Source organism: Mycobacterium sp. 360MFTsu5.1, assembly GCF_000383495.1.
GTDB lineage: Bacteria > Actinomycetota > Actinomycetes > Mycobacteriales > Mycobacteriaceae > Mycobacterium > Mycobacterium mucogenicum_B.
Window position 1 is genome coordinate 298,134 of sequence record NZ_KB911469.1, and the last position, 20,801, is coordinate 318,934.

20 protein-coding genes and 1 pseudogene are annotated in these 20,801 nt (G+C 66.5%); 19 read left to right on the forward strand and 2 right to left on the reverse strand.

The window, feature by feature from the left end; genetic code table 11:
- The first annotated feature begins 8 nt into the window (after positions 1-8).
- The 13 genes and pseudogenes from H289_RS0120595 to nuoN all read left to right on the forward strand — a co-directional run bounded on the left by H289_RS0120595 (position 9) and on the right by nuoN (position 14,680).
- Complete coding sequence (locus H289_RS0120595; protein ID WP_020102711.1) at positions 9-566, forward strand: NuoB/complex I 20 kDa subunit family protein; 558 nt, start codon at positions 9-11, stop codon at positions 564-566.
- Positions 563-1,237, forward strand: coding sequence for an NADH-quinone oxidoreductase subunit C (locus tag H289_RS0120600; RefSeq protein ID WP_020102712.1), 675 nt, complete (start codon positions 563-565; stop codon positions 1,235-1,237). Before H289_RS0120595 ends, H289_RS0120600 begins: the two co-directional genes overlap by 4 nt.
- Entirely contained in the window at positions 1,237-2,562 is a 1,326-nt protein-coding gene (gene nuoD, locus H289_RS0120605) for an NADH dehydrogenase (quinone) subunit D (protein WP_020102713.1), read from the forward strand. Before H289_RS0120600 ends, nuoD begins: the two co-directional genes overlap by 1 nt.
- Positions 2,559-3,281 (forward strand): NADH-quinone oxidoreductase subunit NuoE, encoded by a 723-nt coding sequence (gene nuoE, locus H289_RS0120610; RefSeq protein ID WP_020102714.1) that lies wholly within the window; start codon positions 2,559-2,561, stop codon positions 3,279-3,281. Before nuoD ends, nuoE begins: the two co-directional genes overlap by 4 nt.
- Positions 3,278-4,579, forward strand: coding sequence for an NADH-quinone oxidoreductase subunit NuoF (gene nuoF, locus H289_RS0120615; RefSeq protein WP_020102715.1), 1,302 nt, complete (start codon positions 3,278-3,280; stop codon positions 4,577-4,579). The genes nuoE and nuoF overlap by 4 nt, the downstream gene beginning before the upstream one ends.
- A complete protein-coding gene (locus H289_RS0120620; RefSeq protein ID WP_020102716.1) occupies positions 4,576-6,948 on the forward strand; it encodes an NADH-quinone oxidoreductase subunit G in 2,373 nt (790 codons plus the stop codon). Before nuoF ends, H289_RS0120620 begins: the two co-directional genes overlap by 4 nt.
- A complete protein-coding gene (nuoH, locus tag H289_RS0120625) occupies positions 6,945-8,174 on the forward strand; it encodes an NADH-quinone oxidoreductase subunit NuoH (protein WP_020102717.1) in 1,230 nt (409 codons plus the stop codon). Before H289_RS0120620 ends, nuoH begins: the two co-directional genes overlap by 4 nt.
- A pseudogene (nuoI, locus tag H289_RS0120630) lies at positions 8,164-8,723 on the forward strand (NADH-quinone oxidoreductase subunit NuoI); the annotation flags it as partial. The gene nuoH and the pseudogene nuoI, both read left to right, overlap by 11 nt.
- The gene (locus H289_RS0120635) at positions 8,706-9,416 is read left to right on the forward strand and encodes an NADH-quinone oxidoreductase subunit J (protein WP_020102719.1); all 711 of its coding nucleotides are present in this window, start codon (positions 8,706-8,708) and stop codon (positions 9,414-9,416) included. The pseudogene nuoI and the gene H289_RS0120635, both read left to right, overlap by 18 nt.
- A complete protein-coding gene (gene nuoK / locus H289_RS0120640; RefSeq protein ID WP_020102720.1) occupies positions 9,413-9,712 on the forward strand; it encodes an NADH-quinone oxidoreductase subunit NuoK in 300 nt (99 codons plus the stop codon). The genes H289_RS0120635 and nuoK overlap by 4 nt, the downstream gene beginning before the upstream one ends.
- 2 nt (positions 9,713-9,714) lie before the next feature.
- Entirely contained in the window at positions 9,715-11,598 is a 1,884-nt protein-coding gene (gene nuoL, locus H289_RS0120645; RefSeq protein WP_029105508.1) for an NADH-quinone oxidoreductase subunit L, read from the forward strand.
- Positions 11,599-11,603: 5 nt separating this feature from the next.
- Positions 11,604-13,142: an NADH-quinone oxidoreductase subunit M gene (locus tag H289_RS0120650; RefSeq protein ID WP_231388084.1), complete on the forward strand. Its 1,539-nt coding sequence runs from the start codon at positions 11,604-11,606 to the stop codon at positions 13,140-13,142.
- 5 nt (positions 13,143-13,147) lie between these two features.
- Positions 13,148-14,680, forward strand: coding sequence for an NADH-quinone oxidoreductase subunit NuoN (gene nuoN / locus H289_RS0120655; RefSeq protein WP_029105509.1), 1,533 nt, complete (start codon positions 13,148-13,150; stop codon positions 14,678-14,680).
- Positions 14,681-14,774: 94 nt separating this feature from the next.
- Here the strand turns inward: nuoN and H289_RS0120660 are convergent, their stop codons facing one another.
- Positions 14,775-16,016, reverse strand: coding sequence for an HNH endonuclease (locus H289_RS0120660; protein ID WP_020102724.1), 1,242 nt, complete (start codon positions 16,014-16,016; stop codon positions 14,775-14,777).
- Positions 16,017-16,205: 189 nt separating this feature from the next.
- Between H289_RS0120660 and H289_RS30920 the strand changes: the two genes are divergently transcribed.
- The 4 genes from H289_RS30920 to H289_RS0120680 all read left to right on the forward strand — a co-directional run bounded on the left by H289_RS30920 (position 16,206) and on the right by H289_RS0120680 (position 18,039).
- Complete coding sequence (locus tag H289_RS30920; RefSeq protein ID WP_155944191.1) at positions 16,206-16,688, forward strand: hypothetical protein; 483 nt, start codon at positions 16,206-16,208, stop codon at positions 16,686-16,688.
- Positions 16,685-17,179: a hypothetical protein gene (locus H289_RS0120670; protein ID WP_020102726.1), complete on the forward strand. Its 495-nt coding sequence runs from the start codon at positions 16,685-16,687 to the stop codon at positions 17,177-17,179. Before H289_RS30920 ends, H289_RS0120670 begins: the two co-directional genes overlap by 4 nt.
- Before the next feature lie 85 nt (positions 17,180-17,264).
- Positions 17,265-17,834 carry a nitroreductase family protein gene (locus H289_RS0120675; RefSeq protein WP_020102727.1) on the forward strand — a complete coding sequence of 190 codons (570 nt, stop codon included), beginning with the start codon at positions 17,265-17,267 and terminating at the stop codon, positions 17,832-17,834.
- A 43-nt stretch (positions 17,835-17,877) separates the two neighbouring features.
- Positions 17,878-18,039 carry a hypothetical protein gene (locus tag H289_RS0120680; RefSeq protein ID WP_155944192.1) on the forward strand — a complete coding sequence of 54 codons (162 nt, stop codon included), beginning with the start codon at positions 17,878-17,880 and terminating at the stop codon, positions 18,037-18,039.
- Here H289_RS0120680 and H289_RS0120685 read toward each other — a convergent pair.
- Positions 18,036-18,890, reverse strand: a complete 855-nt coding sequence (locus H289_RS0120685; protein WP_020102729.1) for an enoyl-CoA hydratase — start codon at positions 18,888-18,890, stop codon at positions 18,036-18,038. The genes H289_RS0120680 and H289_RS0120685 overlap by 4 nt on opposite strands.
- Before the next feature lie 280 nt (positions 18,891-19,170).
- Here H289_RS0120685 and H289_RS0120690 point away from each other — a divergent pair, with 280 nt between their 5' ends.
- The gene (locus H289_RS0120690; protein WP_020102730.1) at positions 19,171-19,941 is read left to right on the forward strand and encodes an MlaE family ABC transporter permease; all 771 of its coding nucleotides are present in this window, start codon (positions 19,171-19,173) and stop codon (positions 19,939-19,941) included.
- Positions 19,938-20,798, forward strand: a complete 861-nt coding sequence (locus H289_RS0120695) for an ABC transporter permease (protein ID WP_020102731.1) — start codon at positions 19,938-19,940, stop codon at positions 20,796-20,798. The genes H289_RS0120690 and H289_RS0120695 overlap by 4 nt, the downstream gene beginning before the upstream one ends.
- Positions 20,799-20,801: the final 3 nt, after the last annotated feature.

Consider the following 20,801-nt stretch of genomic DNA (forward strand, 5'->3'; position numbering starts at 1 on the left):
ACAGACCCATGGGACTCGAAGAACGCCTGCCCGGCGGCATCCTGCTGTCCACTGTCGAGAAGGTCGCGGGCTACGTACGCAAGGGGTCGCTGTGGCCCGCCACCTTCGGGCTGGCCTGCTGCGCCATCGAGATGATGGCGACCGCGGGCCCGCGCTTCGACATCGCGCGCTTCGGCATGGAGCGGTTCTCCGCGACGCCGCGCCAGGCCGATCTGATGATCGTCGCCGGCCGTGTGAGCCAGAAGATGGCGCCGGTGCTGCGTCAGGTGTACGACCAGATGGCCGAGCCCAAATGGGTGCTGGCCATGGGTGTGTGCGCCTCCTCGGGCGGCATGTTCAACAACTACGCGGTGGTGCAGGGTGTCGACCACATCGTGCCCGTCGACATCTACCTGCCGGGCTGTCCGCCGCGGCCGGAGATGCTGCTCAACGCAATTCTCAAGCTGCACACCAAGATTCAGGAGATGCCGCTGGGTGTGAACCGGGCCGAGGCGATCGCCGCGGCCGAGGAAGCCGCCCTGCAGGCCCGTCCCACCATCGAGCTGAAGGGACTGCTGCGGTCATGACGGACGCGCCGGACCAGACGGGACCCGAGGTGATCGGGACGCGGCGCGGCATGTTCGGTGTGCGCGGCAGCGGCGACACGTCGGGCTACGGCCGGTTGGTCCGGGAGGTGGCCCTGCCCGGCAGCTCACCCCGGCCCTACGGCGGCTACTTCGACGACGTCGTCGACACCTTGGCGGCGGCCCTCGGTCCCGACGACTTCGGCGCCGCGATCGAGCGCGTCGTGGTGTTCCGCGACGAACTGACCCTCGAGGTGCACCGCGACCACCTTGTCGCCGTGGCTCAGGCGCTACGGGACGAACTGCGATTCGAACTGTGCCTGGGAGTGTCCGGGGTGCACTACCCAGACGACACCGGTCGCGAGTTGCACGCCGTCTACCCGCTGATGTCCATCACCCACAACCGCCGGATTCGTGTCGAGGCGTGCGCTCCCGATGCCGATCCGCATGTGCCGTCGCTGTATTCGGTGTATCCGACGACCGACTGGCACGAGCGGGAGACCTACGACTTCTTCGGCATCATCTTCGACGGCCACCCTGCCCTGACCCGGATCGAGATGCCCGACGACTGGGTGGGCCATCCGCAGCGCAAGGACTACCCGCTCGGCGGAATCCCGGTCGAGTACCACGGTGCGAAAATCCCGCCCCCGGACGAACGGCGGGCCTACAACTGATGACTCAGGACAACGAACCCGATGGCCGCGAACGCGTGGTCACCGTCGGCGGTCAAGACTGGGCCGACGTCGTGGCAGCGGCACGCGAGAGCGCGGTGGCCGGCGAGCGCATCGTGGTCAACATGGGCCCGCAGCATCCATCCACCCACGGGGTGCTGCGGCTGATCCTCGAGATCGACGGCGAGACCATCACCGAGGCCCGATGCGGAATCGGCTACCTGCACACCGGAATCGAGAAGAACCTCGAATACCGCACCTGGACGCAGGGCGTCACCTTCGTGACCCGCATGGACTACCTGTCGCCCTTCTTCAACGAGACGGCGTACTGCCTCGGCGTCGAGAAGCTGCTGGGCGTCACCGACGATATCCCCGAGCGCGCCAGCATCATCCGGGTCATGTTGATGGAACTCAACCGCATCTCGTCGCACCTGGTCGCGCTGGCGACCGGCGGCATGGAGCTGGGTTCCATGTCGGCGATGTTCTTCGGCTTCCGGGAACGCGAACTGGTGCTGTCGATATTCGAGACCATCACCGGGCTCCGGATGAACCACGCCTACATCCGCCCCGGCGGCCTGGCTGCCGACCTGCCCGACGAGGCACTGCCGCAACTTCGGGAGCTGCTCAAGCTGCTGCCCAAGCGGTTGCGCGACATGGAGAATCTGCTCAACGAGAACTACATCTGGAAGGCCCGCACGCAGGGGGTCGGATACCTGGACCTGACCGGGTGCATGGCACTGGGTATCACCGGACCGGTGCTGCGTTCGACGGGGCTGCCGCACGACCTGCGGAAGTCGCAGCCGTACTGCGGATACGAGTCGTACGACTTCGACGTCATCACCGACGACCAGTGTGATGCCTACGGCCGCTACATCATTCGGGTCCGTGAGATGCACGAGTCCATCAAGATCGTCGAGCAGTGTGTCGAGAGGCTCGGCAAGGTCGCCGGGCCGGTGATGATCACCGACAAGAAGCTGGCCTGGCCCGCGGATCTGAGGGTCGGCCCCGACGGCCTGGGCAACTCGAAGGAACACATCGCCAAGATCATGGGCTCGTCGATGGAGGCCCTGATCCACCACTTCAAGATCGTGACCGAAGGTATCCGGGTGCCCGCCGGGCAGGTGTACGTCGCCGTCGAATCGCCGCGCGGCGAGCTGGGCGTGCACATGGTCTCCGACGGCGGCACCCGGCCCTACCGGGTGCATTACCGCGACCCGTCGTTCACGAATCTGCAAGCGGTGTCGGTGATGTGCGAGGGCTCCATGGTCGCCGACGCCATCGCCGCGGTGGCATCGATCGATCCGGTGATGGGAGGCGTCGACAGGTGACCGCTATCGAACTGCGTCTCGGGCCGCGTCCGGACGAGCCCGGCCCACCGATCGGTCAAGGGCCGCAGTCCTATTCGCCTGAGGTGACCGAGCGCCTGGCCGCCGACGCCGCGGTGATCATCGCCCGCTACCCCAGTGCCCGCTCGGCGCTGCTGCCGCTGCTGCATCTCGCCCAATCCGAGGACGGGTACCTCACCCCTGCCGGAATCTCGTTCTGCGCTGCGCAACTGAACCTCAGCACCGCCGAGGTCACCGCGGTCGCGACGTTCTACTCGATGTACCGCCGCACCCCGACAGGCGAGTACCTCGTCGGGGTGTGCACCAACACGCTGTGCGCCATCATGGGCGGCGACGCCATCCTCGAATCACTGGAGGACCACCTGGGTCTCGGCGCCGGCGAGACCACCGCCGACGGCCGGGTCACGCTGGATCACATCGAATGCAACGCCGCCTGCGATTACGCGCCGCTGGTCATGGTGAACTGGGAGTTCTTCGACAACCAAACCCCCAGTTCCGCACGTGATCTCGTCGACTCGCTGCGCGCCGGTGAGCCGGTCACCCCGACGCGGGGCGCGCCCCTGTGCACCTTCAAGGACACCGCACGCATCCTCGCCGGCTTCCCCGATGAACGCCCCGGCAGCAACGACTCCGAACCAGGCGCGGCCACCCTCGCCGGGTTGCGCGTCGCGCAGGAGCGCGGGATGGAGGCGCCGCAATGACACTCGCGCCGGTGCTGAGCAGACATTGGGATCAGCCGCAATCGTGGACGCTGCAGAGTTACGTGCGGCAGGGCGGCTACCAGGCATTGCGGGCGGTATTGCGGATGCAACCCGCCGAAGTCATTGCGCTGGTCAAGGATTCCGGACTGCGCGGCCGCGGCGGCGCGGGTTTCCCCACGGGGACCAAATGGTCCTTCATCTCGCCCGACGACGGCCGTCCGCACTATCTGGTGGTCAACGCCGACGAATCCGAACCCGGGACGTGCAAGGACATTCCGCTGATGCTGGCCTCGCCGCACGCGCTGGTGGAAGGCGCGATCATCGCGTCGTACGCCATCGGCGCCCGGCACGCATTCATCTACGTGCGCGGTGAGGTGGTTCCAGTCCTGCGCCGTCTACAGGGTGCCGTCGCCGAGGCCTACGCGAACGGCTACCTCGGCACCAATATCGCCGGCACCGGGTACGACCTGGATCTGGTGGTTCACGCCGGGGCGGGTGCGTACATCTGCGGCGAGGAGACCGCGCTGCTCGACTCCCTGGAGGGCCGCCGCGGCCAACCGCGGTTGCGTCCGCCATTCCCCGCGGTCGCCGGGCTGTACGCGTGCCCGACCGTAGTCAACAACGTCGAATCGATCGCCAGTGTCCCGTCGGTCATCCGCGGTGGGGTCGACTGGTTCCGGTCCATGGGGTCCGACAAGTCGCCCGGCTTCACGCTGTACTCGCTGTCCGGTCACGTCACCCGGCCGGGGCAATACGAAGCCCCCCTGGGGATTTCGCTACGCGAACTGCTCGAGTATGCCGGCGGGGTGCGGGCCGGGCACCAGTTGAAGTTCTGGACGCCGGGCGGATCGTCGACGCCGATGCTCACGCCCGAACATCTGGACGTCCCGCTGGATTACGAAGGCATGGCCGGGGTCGGCTCGATGCTGGGCACCAAGGCACTGCAGATTTTCGATGAGACGACCTGCGTGGTGCGGGCCGTCCGGCGGTGGACCCAGTTCTACGCGCACGAATCCTGCGGCAAGTGCACGCCGTGCCGCGAGGGCACCTACTGGCTGGCGCAGATCTATGCCCGGCTGGAGAACGGACAGGCCCAGGCGGCCGATCTGGACAAACTGCTCGACATCTCCGACGCCATCCTCGGCAAGTCGTTCTGCGCCCTCGGCGACGGTGCAGCCAGCCCGATCATGTCTTCGCTCAAGTACTTCCGCGACGAGTACGTCGCGCACCTGAACGGCGGCTGCCCGTTCGACCCGCACGCCGCCACGCTCTTCGCCACGGAAGGAGCGGGCGCATGACGGTCACCGAGCCGGCGAAGGACGCGGCCGCGGTCGAGATGGTCTCGTTGACCATCGACGACCAGCAGATCAGTGTGCCCAAGGGCACGTTGGTGATTCGCGCGGCCGAGCTCATCGGCGTCCAGATTCCCCGGTTCTGTGACCACCCCCTGCTCGACCCGGTGGGCGCCTGCCGGCAGTGCCTCGTCGAGGTGGAGGGTCAACGGAAACCGTTGGCGTCGTGCACCACCACGGTCACCCCGGACATGGTCGTGCGTACCCAGGTGACGTCGGAGGCCGCCGACAAGGCACAGCACGGTGTGATGGAACTGCTGCTGATCAACCATCCGCTGGACTGCCCCGTCTGCGACAAGGGCGGCGAATGCCCGCTGCAGAACCAGGCGATGTCCAACGGCCGCAGTGATTCTCGCTTCGAGGACGTCAAGCGCACCTACCCCAAGCCCATCAATCTGTCGGCGCAGGTCCTGCTCGACCGGGAACGCTGCGTGCTGTGTGCGCGCTGTACCCGGTTCTCGAATCAGGTCGCCGGCGACCCGTTCATCGAGCTGCTGGAACGTGGCGCGCTGCAGCAGGTCGGCATCGGCGGCGATGATCCGTTCGACTCGTACTTCTCCGGCAACACCGTGCAGATCTGTCCCGTCGGCGCACTGACCGGGACCGCGTACCGGTTCCGGGCCCGGCCTTTCGACCTGGTCTCCTCCCCCAGCGTCTGCGAACACTGCGCCTCGGGCTGTGCGCAGCGCACCGACCATCGCCGCGGAACGGTGTTGCGCCGCTTGGCCGGTGACGATCCCGAGGTCAACGAAGAGTGGAACTGCGACAAGGGCCGCTGGGCCTTCACCTACGCCACGCAGGGTGATCGGATCACCACGCCGTTGATCCGCGAGGCCGACGGCGCCCAGCGCCCGGCATCGTGGCCGGAAGCGGTCGCTGTCGCGGTGCGCGGCCTATCGGCGGCCGGCGCCCGGACCGGTGTACTGGTCGGCGGACGACTCACCACCGAAGACGCCTACGCGTATGCGAAGTACGCGCGGATTGTGCTGGGCACCAACGACATCGACTTCCGCAACCGGGTGCACAGCGACGAGGAAGCCCAGTTCCTGGCGGCCTCCGTCGCCGGTCAGCCGATGCGGGTGACGTACGCCGACCTGGAGCAGGCGCCCGTCGTGCTGCTCGTCGCGTTCGAGCCGGAAGATGAATCGCCGATCGTCTACCTGCGGCTGCGCAAGGCCTTCCGCAAGCACGGCCTGAAAGTTGTTGCGGTGGCGCCGTTCGCGAGCCGCGGCCTGGAGAAGATGGGCGGCACCCTCATCTCCGCCGCACCCGGCCGCGAACCCCGCGCACTCGACGCCGTCGAAGTGTTGCCGCCCGGTTCGGTCATTCTCACCGGTGAGCGGCTGGCGGGCGTGCCCGGCGGCTTCTCCGCCGTGGCCCGCCTGGCGGAGCGTACGGGCGCGGCCGTCGGCTGGGTGCCGCGGCGGGCCGGCGAGCGCGGTGCGCTGGAAGCCGGTGCGGCCCCAAATCTGTTGCCCGGCGGCCGTTCGGTGACCGATGTGCCGTCACGCACCGAAGTTGCCGTCGCCTGGCACGTCGACGAACTGCCCGACGCCCCGGGCCGCGACACCACCGCGATCCTCGCCGCCGCAGCCGGCGGTGAGCTCGAGGCCGTCCTGGTCGCCGGGGTGGAACTCGACGACCTGCCCGACCCGGAGCTCGCGCAGCAGTCGCTCGGTGCCGCGAAGTTCGTGGTGAGCATGGAGGTACGCCGCAGCGCCGTCACCGACCTCGCGCACGTCGTGTTCCCGGTGGCACCTGTCGTCGAGAAGGCCGGCAGCTTCGTGAACTGGGAAGGGCGACACCGTGCATTCGGCGCGGCGCTGCCGCCCGCCACGCGCGCGGACATGGGGGTGCTGGCCGCGCTCGCCGACGAACACTGCATCGATCTGGGTCTGCGCGACGTCGCGGCGGTGCGCAACGAGATGAACCGCCTGGGGTGCTGGACCGGACCCCGGCCCGCCGCACCGGAGTTCACCGCGCCCCCGAACCCGGTGCCCGGTGCGGGACAGGCGGTCCTCGCCGGCTGGCGGATGCTGTTGGATGCCGGGCGCCTGCAGGACGGCGAACCTCATCTGGCCGCCACGGCGCGTCCGGCGGTCGCCCGGTTGTCGCCTGACACGGCCGCGAGCGTCGGCGCGTCCGAAACCCTCACGGTCAGCACCGATCGCGGCAGTCTCACCCTGCCCCTCGAGATCACCGACATGCCGACCGGCGTGGTGTGGCTGCCGCTGAACTCGCCGGGGTCGACGGTCCACGCGACGCTCGGCGTCGCCCCCGGAGCGGTCGTCTCGATCAGCGGAGCGGCGACATGAACTATCCCGACCTGTCGTCTTTCGGCCTCGACCCGTGGTGGCTGGTCCTCGCCAAAGCCCTTGGCGTTTTTGTATTCCTGGTGCTGACGGTGCTCGTCGCCATCCTCCTCGAACGCCGGGTGTTGAGCTGGATGCAGATGCGCATCGGACCGAACCGGGTGGGGCCGTTCGGGTTGCTGCAGAGCCTGGCCGACGGCATCAAGCTCGCGCTGAAGGAAGGGCTGGTCCCGGCCGGGGTGGACAAGCCGATCTACCTTCTGGCACCGATCATCTCGGTGATCCCGGCGATCATGGCGTTCGCCGTCATCCCGATGGGACCGCTGGTCCACGTCTTCGGGCACGAGACGCCGCTGCAATTGACCGACCTGCCGGTCGCGGTGTTGTACGTCCTCGCGGTCACCTCGATCGGGGTGTACGGAATCGTGTTGGCGGGCTGGGCTTCCGGCTCGACCTATCCCCTGCTCGGCGGGCTGCGGTCCAGCGCGCAGGTCATCTCGTACGAAATCGCGATGGCACTGTCGTTCGCCGCGGTGTTCCTGTACGCGGGCACCATGTCGACGTCGCAGATCGTCGCGTCGCAACAGGGCCGCTGGTACGTCTTCCTCCTGCTGCCGTCGTTTCTGATCTATGTCATCTCGATGGTCGGCGAAACGAACCGGGCGCCTTTCGATCTGCCCGAAGCCGAGGGCGAGCTGGTCGGTGGTTTCCACACCGAGTACTCGTCGCTGAAGTTCGCGATGTTCATGCTCGCGGAGTACGTCAACATGACGACGGTCTCGGCGCTGGCCACCACCCTGTTCCTCGGTGGTTGGCAGGCGCCCTGGCCGCTGAGCCTCATTCCCGGAGCCAACACCGGCTGGTGGCCGCTGCTGTGGTTCATCGGCAAGGTGTGGGCGTTCCTGTTCATGTTCATGTGGCTCCGGGCCACGCTTCCGCGCCTGCGGTACGACCAGTTCATGGCGTTGGGCTGGAAGGTGCTCATCCCGATCTCGCTGGCGTGGATCATGATCGTCAGCATCGTGCGGACGCTGCGACTGCAGGGTCACGACAGCTGGCCCGTCGTTCTGGCCTTCGCCAGCGCCATCGCCGTGGTCGCCATCGGCGGTGCGCTGTGGAATACGGCGCGGCGCAAATCGGCTCGCATGCGTGCCCCGGCCGTCGAGCCACCGCCCGGCGCGTTCCCGGTGCCGCCCATCCCGGCCAAGGAGGTTCACCATGCCCGGTAGGCCCAAATTCATCGACGCCATCGCGGGCTTCGGCGTCACCTTCGGCACGATGTTCAAGAAACCGGTCACCGAGCAGTATCCCGAGGAGCCCGGTCCGGTCGCGCCCCGCTATCACGGCCGCCATCAGCTCAACCGCTACGACGACGGCCTCGAGAAGTGCATCGGGTGCGAACTGTGCGCGTGGGCCTGCCCCGCCGACGCGATCTTCGTCGAAGGCGCGGACAACACTGCGGAACAACGGTTTTCCCCCGGCGAGCGGTACGGCCGGGTGTACCAGATCAACTATCTGCGGTGCATCGGCTGCGGGCTCTGCATCGAGGCCTGCCCGACGCGGGCGCTGACCATGACCAACGACTACGAGATGGCCGACGACAACCGGTCCGATCTGATCTACGGCAAGGACAAGCTCCTGGCGCCGCTGAAACCCGACATGACCGCGCCGCCGCACGCCATGGGCGAGGGCAGCACCGACGAGGACTACTACCGCGGCAACATCACCGCGGACGGCCTGACGCGGCGCGAGGCGGCCAAGTGACCGGAGAGGCCGTGACGTTCTGGGTGCTCGGTACCGTGTCGGTGCTCGGTGCCATCGCCATGGTGGCCGCTCCCAAAGCGGTGTACTCGGCAATGTTCCTGGCCAGCACCATGATCAGCCTCGCGGTGCTCTACATCGCCCAGGACGCGGTGTTCCTCGGCGTCGTGCAGGTGGTGGTCTACACCGGTGCGGTCATGATGTTGTTCCTGTTCGTCCTCATGCTCATCGGTGTCGATTCGGCGGACTCGCTCATCGAAACCATTCGGGGACAACGCGTTGCCGCCGTCGTCGCCGGCATCGGGTTCGGCATCGCGGTGATCGCCGGCATCGGCAGCCTCGGTACCAACGTCGTCGGTCTCGAACACGCGAACCGGGCCGGCAACGTCCAGGGCCTGGCGGTACTGATCTTCACGCGCTACCTGTGGGCCTTCGAGACGACCAGCGCCCTGCTCATCACCGCGGCGCTGGGCGCCATGGTGCTGACCCACCGCGAACGGTTCGAACACCGAAAGACCCAGCGCGAGCTGGCAATCGAACGGTTCGCCCCGGGCGGGCATCCGACGCCGCGACCGAACCCCGGTGTGTACGCGCGGCACAACGCCGTCGACATCCTGGCCCGGTTGCCCGACGGATCGGACGCCGACATGTCCGTCAGCGCCGTCCTGCCCCGGCGCAGTGTGTCCACCGACGATGGGAACGCCTCATGAATCCCACCAACTATCTGTATCTCTCGGCGCTGCTGTTCACCATCGGCGCGGCCGGTGTGCTGCTGCGCCGCAACGCCATCGTCATGTTCATGTGCGTCGAATTGATGCTCAATGCCGCCAATCTGGCGTTCGTCACGTTCTCCCGGATGCTCGGCGAACTCGACGGTCAGGTGGTGGCGTTCTTCACCATGGTGGTGGCTGCCTGTGAGGTGGTGGTGGGACTGGCGATCATCATGACCATCTTCCGTTCCCGACGGTCGGCGTCAGTGGACGCCGCGAGCCTGCTGAAGCAGTGACCGTGACGACATCCGTGTGGTTGCTGATCGCGCTGCCGCTGGCCGGTGCGGCGATACTGCTGCTCGGTGGGAAGGCCACCGACGCGTGGGGTCATCTGCTCGGCTGCGCCACGGTGGTCGGCGCCTTCCTCGTCGGCGCGACGCAGTTCGTGGCAATGTCCGGTCGCGACAATGACTTCCGGATGGTGCACGAGACGTTGTTCTCCTGGGTACCCGTCGCGCAGCTCCAGGTCGATTTCGGCTTACGCCTGGACCAGTTGTCGGTGTGCTTCGTCCTGCTCATCACCGGCGTCGGCGCGCTGATCCACATCTACTCGATCGGGTACATGGAGAAGGACGCCGCTCGCAGGCGTTTCTTTGCCTACCTCAACCTGTTCGTCGCGGCCATGCTGCTGCTGGTGCTGGCCGACAACTATCTCGGTCTGTACGTCGGGTGGGAAGGCGTCGGCCTGGCGTCGTACCTGCTGATCGGGTTCTGGTCGCACAAGCCGTCGGCCGCGACGGCCGCGAAGAAGGCGTTCGTCGTCAACCGCGTCGGCGATATCGGGCTGGCGCTGGCCCTGGCGGCGATGTTCGCCCACACCGGAACCCTCTCGTACACGGGTGTTTTCGCACAGGCGCCACATCTCGCCGCGACCACCGTCACCCTCATCGGTCTGCTGTTGCTGCTGGCGGCGTGCGGCAAGTCCGCTCAGGTACCGCTGCAGTCCTGGCTCGGTGACGCGATGGAGGGCCCGACACCCGTGTCGGCGCTCATTCACGCGGCCACCATGGTCACGGCCGGCGTGTACCTGGTGGTGCGGTCGGCTCCGATCTTCAACCAATCCGCCGACGCCCGGTTGGCGGTCGCCGTCGTCGGGGCCGTCACGCTGTTGTTCGGCGCGGTGATCGGCTGCGCGAAGGACGACATCAAGAAGGCCCTCGCGGCGTCGACCATGAGCCAGATCGGCTACATGATGCTGGCCGCCGGTCTGGGTCCCGCCGGCTACGCCCTCGCGATCCTGCATCTGCTGGCGCACGGCTTCTTCAAGGCCGGCCTGTTCCTCGGCGCCGGTTCGGTGATGCACGCCATGGACGACGAGACCGACATGCGCCGCTACGGCGGACTGCGCACCGCCATGCCCGTCACGTTCGCCACGTTCGGCATGGGTTACCTCGCGATCATCGGTATCCCGCCGCTGTCCGGCTTCTTCTCGAAAGACCCCATCATCGAGACCGCGTTCGCGGCCGGTGGGGCCAAAGGCCTGCTGTTCGGTGGCGCCGCCCTGCTCGGTGCGGGCATCACCGCGTTCTACATGACCCGCGTCATGCTGATGACGTTCTTCGGGGAAAAGCGTTGGCGTGCCGAGGCGCATCCCCACGAGTCGCCGTCGGTCATGGGCTGGCCGATGGTGGTGCTCGCCGCTGGGTCCATCGGTGCGGGTGCGCTGCTCGCTGTCGGCGGGAAGTTGGAGCACTGGCTCGAACCCATCGTCGGCTACCACGAGCCCGTGCACGCCGTGCCCGCTTGGCTGCTCACCGTCGTCACGCTCGCGGTGGTCGGTGTGGGCGTCGCGATCGCGTACCGGATGTACGCGCGCCAACCCGTCCCGATCAGCGCGCCGGTGAACGTCTCCGGGCTGACGGTCGCCGCCCGCAATGATTTGTACGGCGACGCGTTCAACGAGCGGGCCCTGATGGTCCCGGGCCGGCGGTTCACCAAGAACCTGGTGGACTTCGACGACGTCGCGGTCGACGGCGTCACCCGCGAACTCGCCGCGCTGGTCCGCAGCGGGTCGCAGGATCTTCGACGCTGGCAGAACGGGTTCGCCCGGTCGTATGCGCTGTCCATGTTGGCCGGAGCGGCATTGATTGCGGCCGCCATTCTCACGGTGAGGGTGTGGTGACCGGAATGTGGTGGCTGACAGCGTTGTGGGCCGTCCCGATGGCCGGCGGTGCGGCAGTGATCCTCTTGCCCGCCGGCGCACGGGCTTTCTCCCGCTGGGCCGCCCTCGCGGTGTCTCTCGTGGTGCTCGTCATCGCGCTGGTGCTGGGGCTGCGCTTCGACCCGGCCGGAGCGCGCTACCAGTTCGTGGAGAACCACCCGTGGATACCGTCATTCGGCACCGGATACATCCTCGGGGTCGACGGCGTGGCCCTGGTGTTGGTCGCGCTGACCGCGGTCCTGGTACCGCTGCTGATCATCGCCGGCTGGAACGACACCGACACGAATGATGCCGGCGCACAGGCCAAGTCGACCCACGCCTACTTCGCGTTGATCCTCGCCGTCGAATCGATGGTGCTGATCTCCCTGGTGTCACTGGACATCCTGCTGTTCTACGTGTTCTTCGAAGCCATGCTGATCCCGATGTACTTCCTCATCGGCGGTTTCGGCGCGGACCGGCCGGCCGCGTCCAAGGCGGCGGTCAAGTTCCTGCTGTACAACCTGTTCGGCGGCCTGATCATGCTGGCCGCGGTCATCGGGCTGTACGTGGCGACCGCCAACAGTCCGGCATTCACCCACGGCTCCTTCGATTTCCGTGCCGTCGCGGACGCCGTGCGCTACGGCAACCTCAACATCAGCCCGGGGATCGCCAACGCGCTGTTCGGCGGGTTCATGTTCGCGTTCGCGGTCAAGGCGCCTCTCTGGCCGCTGCACCGTTGGCTGCCCGACGCAGCGGTGCACGCCACGCCGGCCACCGCCGTCCTGATGATGGCGGTCGTCGACAAGGTGGGCACGTTCGGCATGCTCCGGTACTGCCTGCAGCTCTTCCCGTCGTCCGCCGCGACATTCCGGCCGTTGATCATTGCGCTGGCCGTCATCGGCATCGTCTACGGGGCCATCGTCGCCATCGGACAGACGGACGTCATGCGCCTGATCTCGTACACCTCGATCTCGCACTTCGGCTTCATCATTCTGGGCATCTTCGCGATGACCGAGCAGGCGCAGTCCGGCGCCGCGCTGTACATGGTGAACCACGGCATCTCGACCGCCGCGCTGTTCCTGATCGCCGGATTCCTGGTGTCCCGCCGGGGATCTCGCGCCATCGCCGACTACGGCGGTGTGCAGACCGTCGCGCCGATCTTGGCCGGTACGTTCCTGATCGCCGGACTCGCGACGCTGTCCCTGCCCGGCCTGGCACCGTTCATCAGTGAATTCCTGGTTCTGGTCGGCACATTCATCCACTACCCCGCCGTCACCGCCGTCGCGGCCACGGCCCTGGTGCTCTCCGCGCTCTACATCCTGTGGATGTACCAGCGGATGATGACGGGCCCCGTCGCCACCGGCAACGACAAGCTGCGCGACCTGGTACCACGTGAGCTGACTGTGGTCGTGCCGCTGGTTGCCCTGCTGCTGGTGCTCGGCGTCTACCCCAAGCCCGCGCTGGACATCATCAATCCGGCTGTCGGACATACCTCGTCGAGCACCGCCCAGGGGGTCGCCCGGTGACACCCATCCCCGCGCCGTCCGTCGAGTACGGCCTGCTCTCGCCGATGCTGATCGTGTTCGGCATCGCACTGGCAGGCGTGCTCGTGGAGGCCTTCGCACCGCGCTCGGCGCGATACCGCGCGCAGGTCGCGTTGAGCATCGGCGGCCAGGCGGTGGCCCTCGTGGCCGTGGTTTCCCAAGCGCTGCACCTGGGTTCAGCGATCGGCCGGCCGGCAGTTCTCGGGGCGATCGCCATCGACCGCCCAGCACTCTTCCTGCAGGGCACCCTGCTGGGGGTCAGCCTGTTGGCAACCTTGCTGATGGCGCAACGGGTTTCGGACGGCAGCGGGCTGGCCGCGTTCACCCCACAGGCCGCGACCGTGCCCGGTAGCGCCGCCGAACAGATCGCCCTCAAAACCGGAGTCACCCAGACCGAGGTGTTCCCGCTGGCGATGTTCGCACTCGGCGGCATGATGCTGTTCGGCGCGTCCGACGATCTGCTGACGATGTTCGTCGCACTCGAGGTACTGTCGCTGCCGCTGTACCTGATGTGCGGCCTGGCCCGGCGGAATCGGCTGCTGTCGCAGGAAGCGTCGCTCAAGTACTTTCTGCTGGGGGCGTTTTCGTCGGCTTTCTTCCTCTTCGGTGTTGCGATGCTCTACGGCTACTCGGGCAGCCTGAGCCTTTCGGGCGTCGCCGCCGGCCGCGGACCGGCATCCCTCGGGCTCATCGGTATCGCACTGCTGTGCGTTGGCCTGTTGTTCAAAGTCGGTGCGGTGCCATTCCATTCGTGGGTGCCCGATGTCTATCAAGGGGCGCCCACGCCGGTGACGGCCTTCATGGCGTCGGCCACCAAGATCGCCGCATTCGGTGCGCTGCTGCGGGTCTGCTACGTGGCACTGCCGGCGCTGGCCAACGACTGGCGGCCGGTGCTGTCGATCATCGCGGTGCTGTCCATGGCGGTGGGCACGGTGATCGCCATCGCACAGAACGACGTCAAGCGCATGCTGGCGTACTCTTCGGTGGCACATACGGGTTTCATCCTCACCGGCGTGATCGCGCTCAACGACAACGGACTGTCGGCGTCGTTGTTCTATCTGTTCGCCTACGGGTTCAGCACGCTCGGTGCCTTCGCGGTCGTGAGTGTGGTGCGCCGCGCCGACGGTGACGAGGAAGGCGACCTCCGCCGGTGGGCCGGACTCGGACGCCGGCATCCGTTCTTCGGTGTGGTGTTCGCGTTGTTCCTCCTGGCATTCGCCGGCATTCCGTTGACCAGTGGATTCGTCAGCAAGTTCGCCGTATTCAAAGCCGCGGCCGAAGGTGGCGCTTCATCCCTGGTTGTCATCGGTGTGATCGTCAGTGCCGTCGCCGCGTACTTCTACGTCCGCGTGATCGTCCTGATGTTCTTCACCGACCCGGTCGAGGACGGTCCAGAAGTGCAGTCGGGCAGCCTGAGCACCGCGATGATCGGGCTCACCGCCTTTGTGACGCTGGCGCTGGGTGCCGTCCCGCAACCGGTGCTGGACCTGGCCAACCACGCGGGCCAGTTCCTGCGGTGAGCAGCTGACCGACCGCCGGTCTGCTGCGCGACCGGCAACGGTCCGACACCCAGCCCCGGAAACACTGTTGAGTTGTCAAGGTGCAGATCAGGTTTCAGGCGGCCGCGTTGTCGAGTCGCATGGTGCGGCGGTTGTGGGCGGGGATGGGTTTTCGGTGGGGGTCGACGGTGGCGGGTGGGATGAGCCAGGGGTGTTTGTCCAGTCCCATGACGACGTCCCACCCGTCGTGGTGGACGTTGGCGTGACACGCCGGGCACAGCAGGCAGCCATTACCTAGTGATGTGTCGCCGCCGTGGGTCCAGTGCACGATGTGATGCGCGTGGGTGCGCCCTGGGGGTGCGCCGCATTTGATGCAGCATTGATCGCGGTGATAGAGCGCTTTGCGCAGATGGGGTGGGAACAGCCGTTTCTCGCGCCCCATATCGAGGGGCACTTGTTCGCCGTCGACGATCATGGTGGTGACGGTGGTGTCGCAGGTGAGCCGGTCCAGGGTCAGGGTGCTGATCGACCCGATGAATTCCAGCGTGGCCAGGTCCGGGGTGTCGGCGGGCACCGTCACCAACAGCTGCGTCCGCGGGGCGGAGGCGATGTCCCCGCCGCGGGCCGCGATATCCAACACCGCTTCCAGGGCGTCGGCGCGTCGACGCCCCGCCGAGCGCACATCGGGGCTGCCGTCGGGTTCGGGCCGCGGCGCGGACCCTTGTTCCATCGCCGCGATGTATTTGGCGCCGACTTCGGCGTCCAGGTCTGCGCGGATCTGCACCCGGCCGTCGCTGGTGACGCGGTGGTCGGCGGTGTTGACCGACCGGTCCTCGGCGGCCGGAAGACCACCGGTTGCGGCGGCGACCCGGTTCCCGAGCCGGCGCGCTCGGTCGGCGATGTCGGCGGGGGTGGCGCCGGAGAAGAACTGCCCCAACAGATCGGTCACCTGCTGGTATCGGGCGTCGTCGTCGACTGGGCCGGGTGCGCGGGCGCGAATGTGGTTGATGCCCTTCACGATCGCATCGACATGCTCACCGGAGATCGCCCCGTCGGCGGCATGCGCCGCCAGGGTCGGTAGCGCCGGCAGGGCGCCGCCGACCCGGACCAGCCGCTGCGCCACCGACGGCGCACACCCCAACACCATCAACAGCTCCCGCGGCGTCCGGCCCTGCGCGGCCGCGGCCCCGCAGCGGTCGAGCACTCCGGTCAGCATCGCCGCCAGATGATCGACCACATTGCGCAGCTTCACCACGCACGTCATCGCCTCCACCGCGTCGCCCGCAGACATCTCGTCGGGGACCTGCACACCGCGCAGGTGATTGAGAAGTGGGTTGAGATCCGGGGCGATTCCCATGCCCAATTGTATCGAACATCTGTTCGACTCGCAAGGAATTTTCCGACCCCACACGACGGTCACGTCCGCCTCATCGGCCACACGCTCGTCGAACTCGCCCCCGGAGCGCGGTACCCACCCGAGTGGTACCCGGTTCCGCCGCGAAACTGGCCCCTGACAAGCGGCCAATGAGTACCTAGCCTCGTAATCATGGCGACGGAGTTGGCAGTTGGGCATGCGCGCCAGGTGAGTCTGGCAGGCGTCACTCTGCCGCCGCGCCTCCAGCAGGCTGACTACCTCGACGTCTTCGATGTCACCGTCGCCGAATCCGACGCGCGTACGCCCGAAACGCTGGCGCGGCAGGCGCTCGAGCGGTCGGGGCCACCTATCCGCGAGGGAATCCGGTTCGCACACAAGGCGTTTCTGCGGTTTCGGCTCGGACCGGCGGACTCACTACAGCATGTCCTCGGGTGGCGCATCGCGGAATCGACACCCGATGCAGTTCGCCTGGAGGCCGAATCGCCGCTGATGGAAGGAACTCTGATCCTCCGGCGAGTCAATGCCTCCACAGGCCGACCCATCACCGCACTGCACTACAAACATCGGTGGGCTGCGGCGGCAGTCTGGCGAGCCATCGGTCCCATCCACCGCACGGCCGCCCCGTATCTGATGAACAAGGTGGCCACCCGATGATCGGTGACCGCTGGGGCGTCACCGACGCTGAGACCCTGGCACGCTACGGCTGCGACGTCTATGTCGCGACGCCTTCGCTCGAAGCGTGGCGCGGAGTGACGGTAAACACCACCCCAGATCGGCTGTGGCCGTGGGTTGTTCAAGTACGCCTGGCACCGTACTCCTATGACTGGATCGACAACCTGGGCCGGCAATCGCCCCACGAGTTGCAGAACCTCAGCGATCCTCGGCCCGGTGATCCGTTCACTGCCAGTGCCGGCCGGCCATTGGGAAAGGTGCTCGCGGTGGACCACCAGATGCAGTTGACGGCGCAGATCATCGGCGCCCACATGTCGTATCAGCTCACCCCGATCGACGACCACAGAACTCGGTTGGTGCTGAAAGTTGCTGCGCCACAGTCGTGGCGGCTCGCGGCTCCCTTCCTCAGCGTAGGGGATCTCGTGATGGCGCGGCGTCAGCTGCTGAATCTCAAGCATCTCGCCGAGATGTAGCGCGGACGTCCGGCTCCGACTTTCGCCGCGAAGGCGGCACGCCGCATTGGTTGTGAAACAAGGCGTTTGCGCCCATCATGCTGGTGTGACCGAGTGTGAGAATGCCACGGCCGACGGAGTGCATCCACTTTTGGCGGAGCGGTTCAGCCCACTGTCGTTCAGCCGGGAGGCGACCTTGAGTGACGCTCAGGTCGACGTTCTACTCGAGGCCGCCCGGCTGACACCGTCGGCGGGTAACTCCCAGCCCTGGATGTTCATCGTGGGTCGTCGGGACGACCCGGTCCACTCACGGATCGCGAGTCACCTGGAACCCAGCTCAGCGCGCTGGGCCGTCGATGCCGCGCTGCTGGTCGTGAATCTGGCTCACATCCTCGTCGAAGACACCGACTGGGAGTTCTCCGAATTCGCGCGATACGACCTCGGCCAAGCGGTCGCCCACATGACAATTCAGGGACTTGTCATGGGACTCGGTGCACATCAGTTCCGCGCGTTCGATCGTGACGCCGTCGCCCGCGAGTTCGACGTCCCGGCCGCATGGGAGGTGACGTCGATGACGGCTTTGGGACCGATTGGGCGCCCGTCGAGCGAAAAGACGGATTCCGCCCCGAGCCGCGCGCGATTGTCACGACGCGAAATCACTTGGGCCAGAGCGTAACGAACTGAGTCCAATGCTGCTGGCCGCAGCTCAGCGGTCACCCGTGGAGGTAGCGTTGGGCGGCTTCATCGCGTTCGAAGCGCTCCATGTCGTGTCGCACGTGATCGACCGGGGCCTCGGTGGCCGGCCGGCCTTCGACATCACGGCCCTCACGATCCTCACGTTTGCCGGAGTCGCCGCGTTGGTCGTCGATCGACGTAACTAGCGCTGCACTCGCTGTCTCGCAATCGATTTGACGTCGACTCCACCGAGGGAGTCGCCACCTATTTCAGCGTTGTGCGCATGGGCGAAGTGGTGCAGCCCGAACACCGCATCCATGCCTGCCCGCAAGCCCATCTGATCTTCACACTGATTCACCGCGCGTTTCGCCAATGCCAAACCGAACGGCGGCATGGCCGCGATCTGCCGGGCGATGTCGAGAGTGGCCTGTTCGAGTTCGTGCTTGGGCACCACCCGGTTGACCATCCCAACCTCGTATGCTCGCTCGGCGCTGAACCGGCCCCCGGTGAAGAGGACTTCCTTCGCAAACCGAGGGCCGAGGATCCACGGATGAGCAAAGTACTCGACGCCGGGGATTCCCATGCCCACCACGGGATCTGAAAAGAAGGCGTCGCTCGACGCGACGATCACGTCACATACCCAGGCCAGCATGAGCCCGCCGGCGATGCATGCTCCTTGCACCATCGCAATGGTCGGCTTCGGGATCTCACGCCAGCGGCGGCACATCCCGAGGTACACCTCCATCTCGCGTGCGTACCGCTGGTCACCACCTTCCTTATCGACATGATCCCACCAGAGCACCGCCCTGTTGTCGTAAGAGATGTGGTGATCGCGGTCGGGCGTACCGATGTCATGACCGGCACTGAAATGATTTCCGCTCCCGGCCAATACGATGACCCGCACGCCCTCGTCAACGACGGCCCGTTCGAATGCCGCATCCAGCGCATAGGTCATGCGGGAGTTCTGGGCATTGCGATACTCGGGCCTGTTCATGGTGACCACCGCGACGCCCGCCCTCACTTCATACGTCACAACATCATCGGCAGCGTTCGTCATCTCGACTCCTTCGTCACGGCCCCGGTCACTCCCAATGTGCCCGGCCCCGTTGTGGCGTACCGACGGCCGCATCCGCTGAGCGGGAATGCGGCAGCTCACACCGCTGACCTCTCGGCTGAGGAAGGCGTAGATCCACTCCGAACGAAGCGGCCCATTCCCGAAATCCCGGTAGGAGGGAATCGCGATGGCGGGCCCCGAAGCGCGGCTGCCAATCTTCGTCGGTGGGACGTGTCCCGGGTCACATCGACCCGCAGGTCCCGGTAGAGAAACGGAGTACGTCATGCCGCAGCGATCGTTCGCCGGTCCGTTGCAAGCGGTCGGAGGGCTGTTCGCCATGACGGCCGACGCAGCGAAATTTGCGTTCCGGCGGCCCGTGCAATGGCGCGAATTCCTTGATCAGTCTTGGTTTGTCGCGCGCGTGTCGCTGGCACCCACACTTCTTGTCGCGATCCCGTTCACCGTATTGGTGTCGTTCACTCTGAACATCTTGCTCCGCGAACTGGGTGCCGCCGATCTCTCGGGAGCGGGCGCCGCGTTCGGCGCTGTCACACAGGTCGGTCCCATGGTGACGGTGCTGATCGTGGCCGGCGCCGGCGCGACCGCTATGTGCGCCGATCTCGGATCGCGCACCATCCGGGAAGAGATCGACGCCATGGAGGTGCTCGGCATCAATCCCGTGCAGCGGCTGGTGACCCCGCGCATGCTGGCCTCGGGACTCGTCGCACTGCTCCTCAACAGCCTTGTGGTCATCATCGGCATCCTCGGCGGATACCTGTTCTCGGTATTCGTGCAGGACGTCAATCCCGGCGCGTTCGCCGCCGGCATCACTCTGCTCACCGGTGTTCCCGAGGTCGTCATCTCCTGCGTCAAGGCGACGCTGTTCGGCCTCATCGCCGGTGTGGTGGCCTGCTACCGCGGACTCACCATCTCCGGTGGCGGCGCCAAAGCGGTCGGCAACGCCGTCAACGAGACCGTCGTGTACGCGTTCATGTCGCTGTTCGTCGTCAATGTGGTGGTCACCGCCATCGGCATCCAGATGACCACGCGATGACCCGCAGCACAGCGCCGCTTCGGTCCACGTACCCGCGGCTGACACGCGCCGTCCACACACCCGCGAAGATCACCGCCGACATCGGCGATCACATCTTGTTCTACGGTCGGGCGATTGCCGCGGTGCCCTATGCCGCCGCGCACTACCGACGCGAAGTGATCCGGCTCATTGCTGAAATCAGCATGGGCGCAGGCACGTTGGCGATGATCGGCGGCACCGTCGTCATCGTCGGATTTCTCACCCTCGCCACGGGCGGCGTCCTGGCGATCCAGGGGTACAGCTCGCTGGGCAACATCGGCATCGAAGCGCTTACCGGATTCCTGGCCGCATTCATCAACGTCCGAATCTCGGCACCGATTGTCGCCGGCATCGGCCTGGCGGCCACCTTCGGCGCAGGCGTCACCGCCCAGTTGGGCGCGATGCGGATCAACGAAGAGATCGATGCACTCGAGTCCATGGGCATCCGATCTGTCGAGTACCTTGTCAGCACCCGTATCGCGGCGGGAATGCTTGCGATCACGCCGCTGTACGCCATCGCGGTGATCCTCTCCTTCGTCGCAAGCCAATTCACCACCGTGGTGCTACTCGGACAGTCCGGCGGCCTGTACAACCACTATTTCGACACGTTCCTCAACCCCATCGACCTGCTCTGGTCATTCCTGGAAGCAGTACTGATGGCCTTGGCAATCTTGCTGTTGCACACCTACTACGGCTTCTTCGCCAGCGGAGGCCCGGCCGGGGTAGGCGTGGCAGTCGGCAATGCCGTCCGCACCTCGCTGATCGTCGTCGTATCCATCACGCTGCTCATCTCGCTGGCCATCTACGGGTCCAACGGCAACTTCAATCTCTCTGGCTAAGCA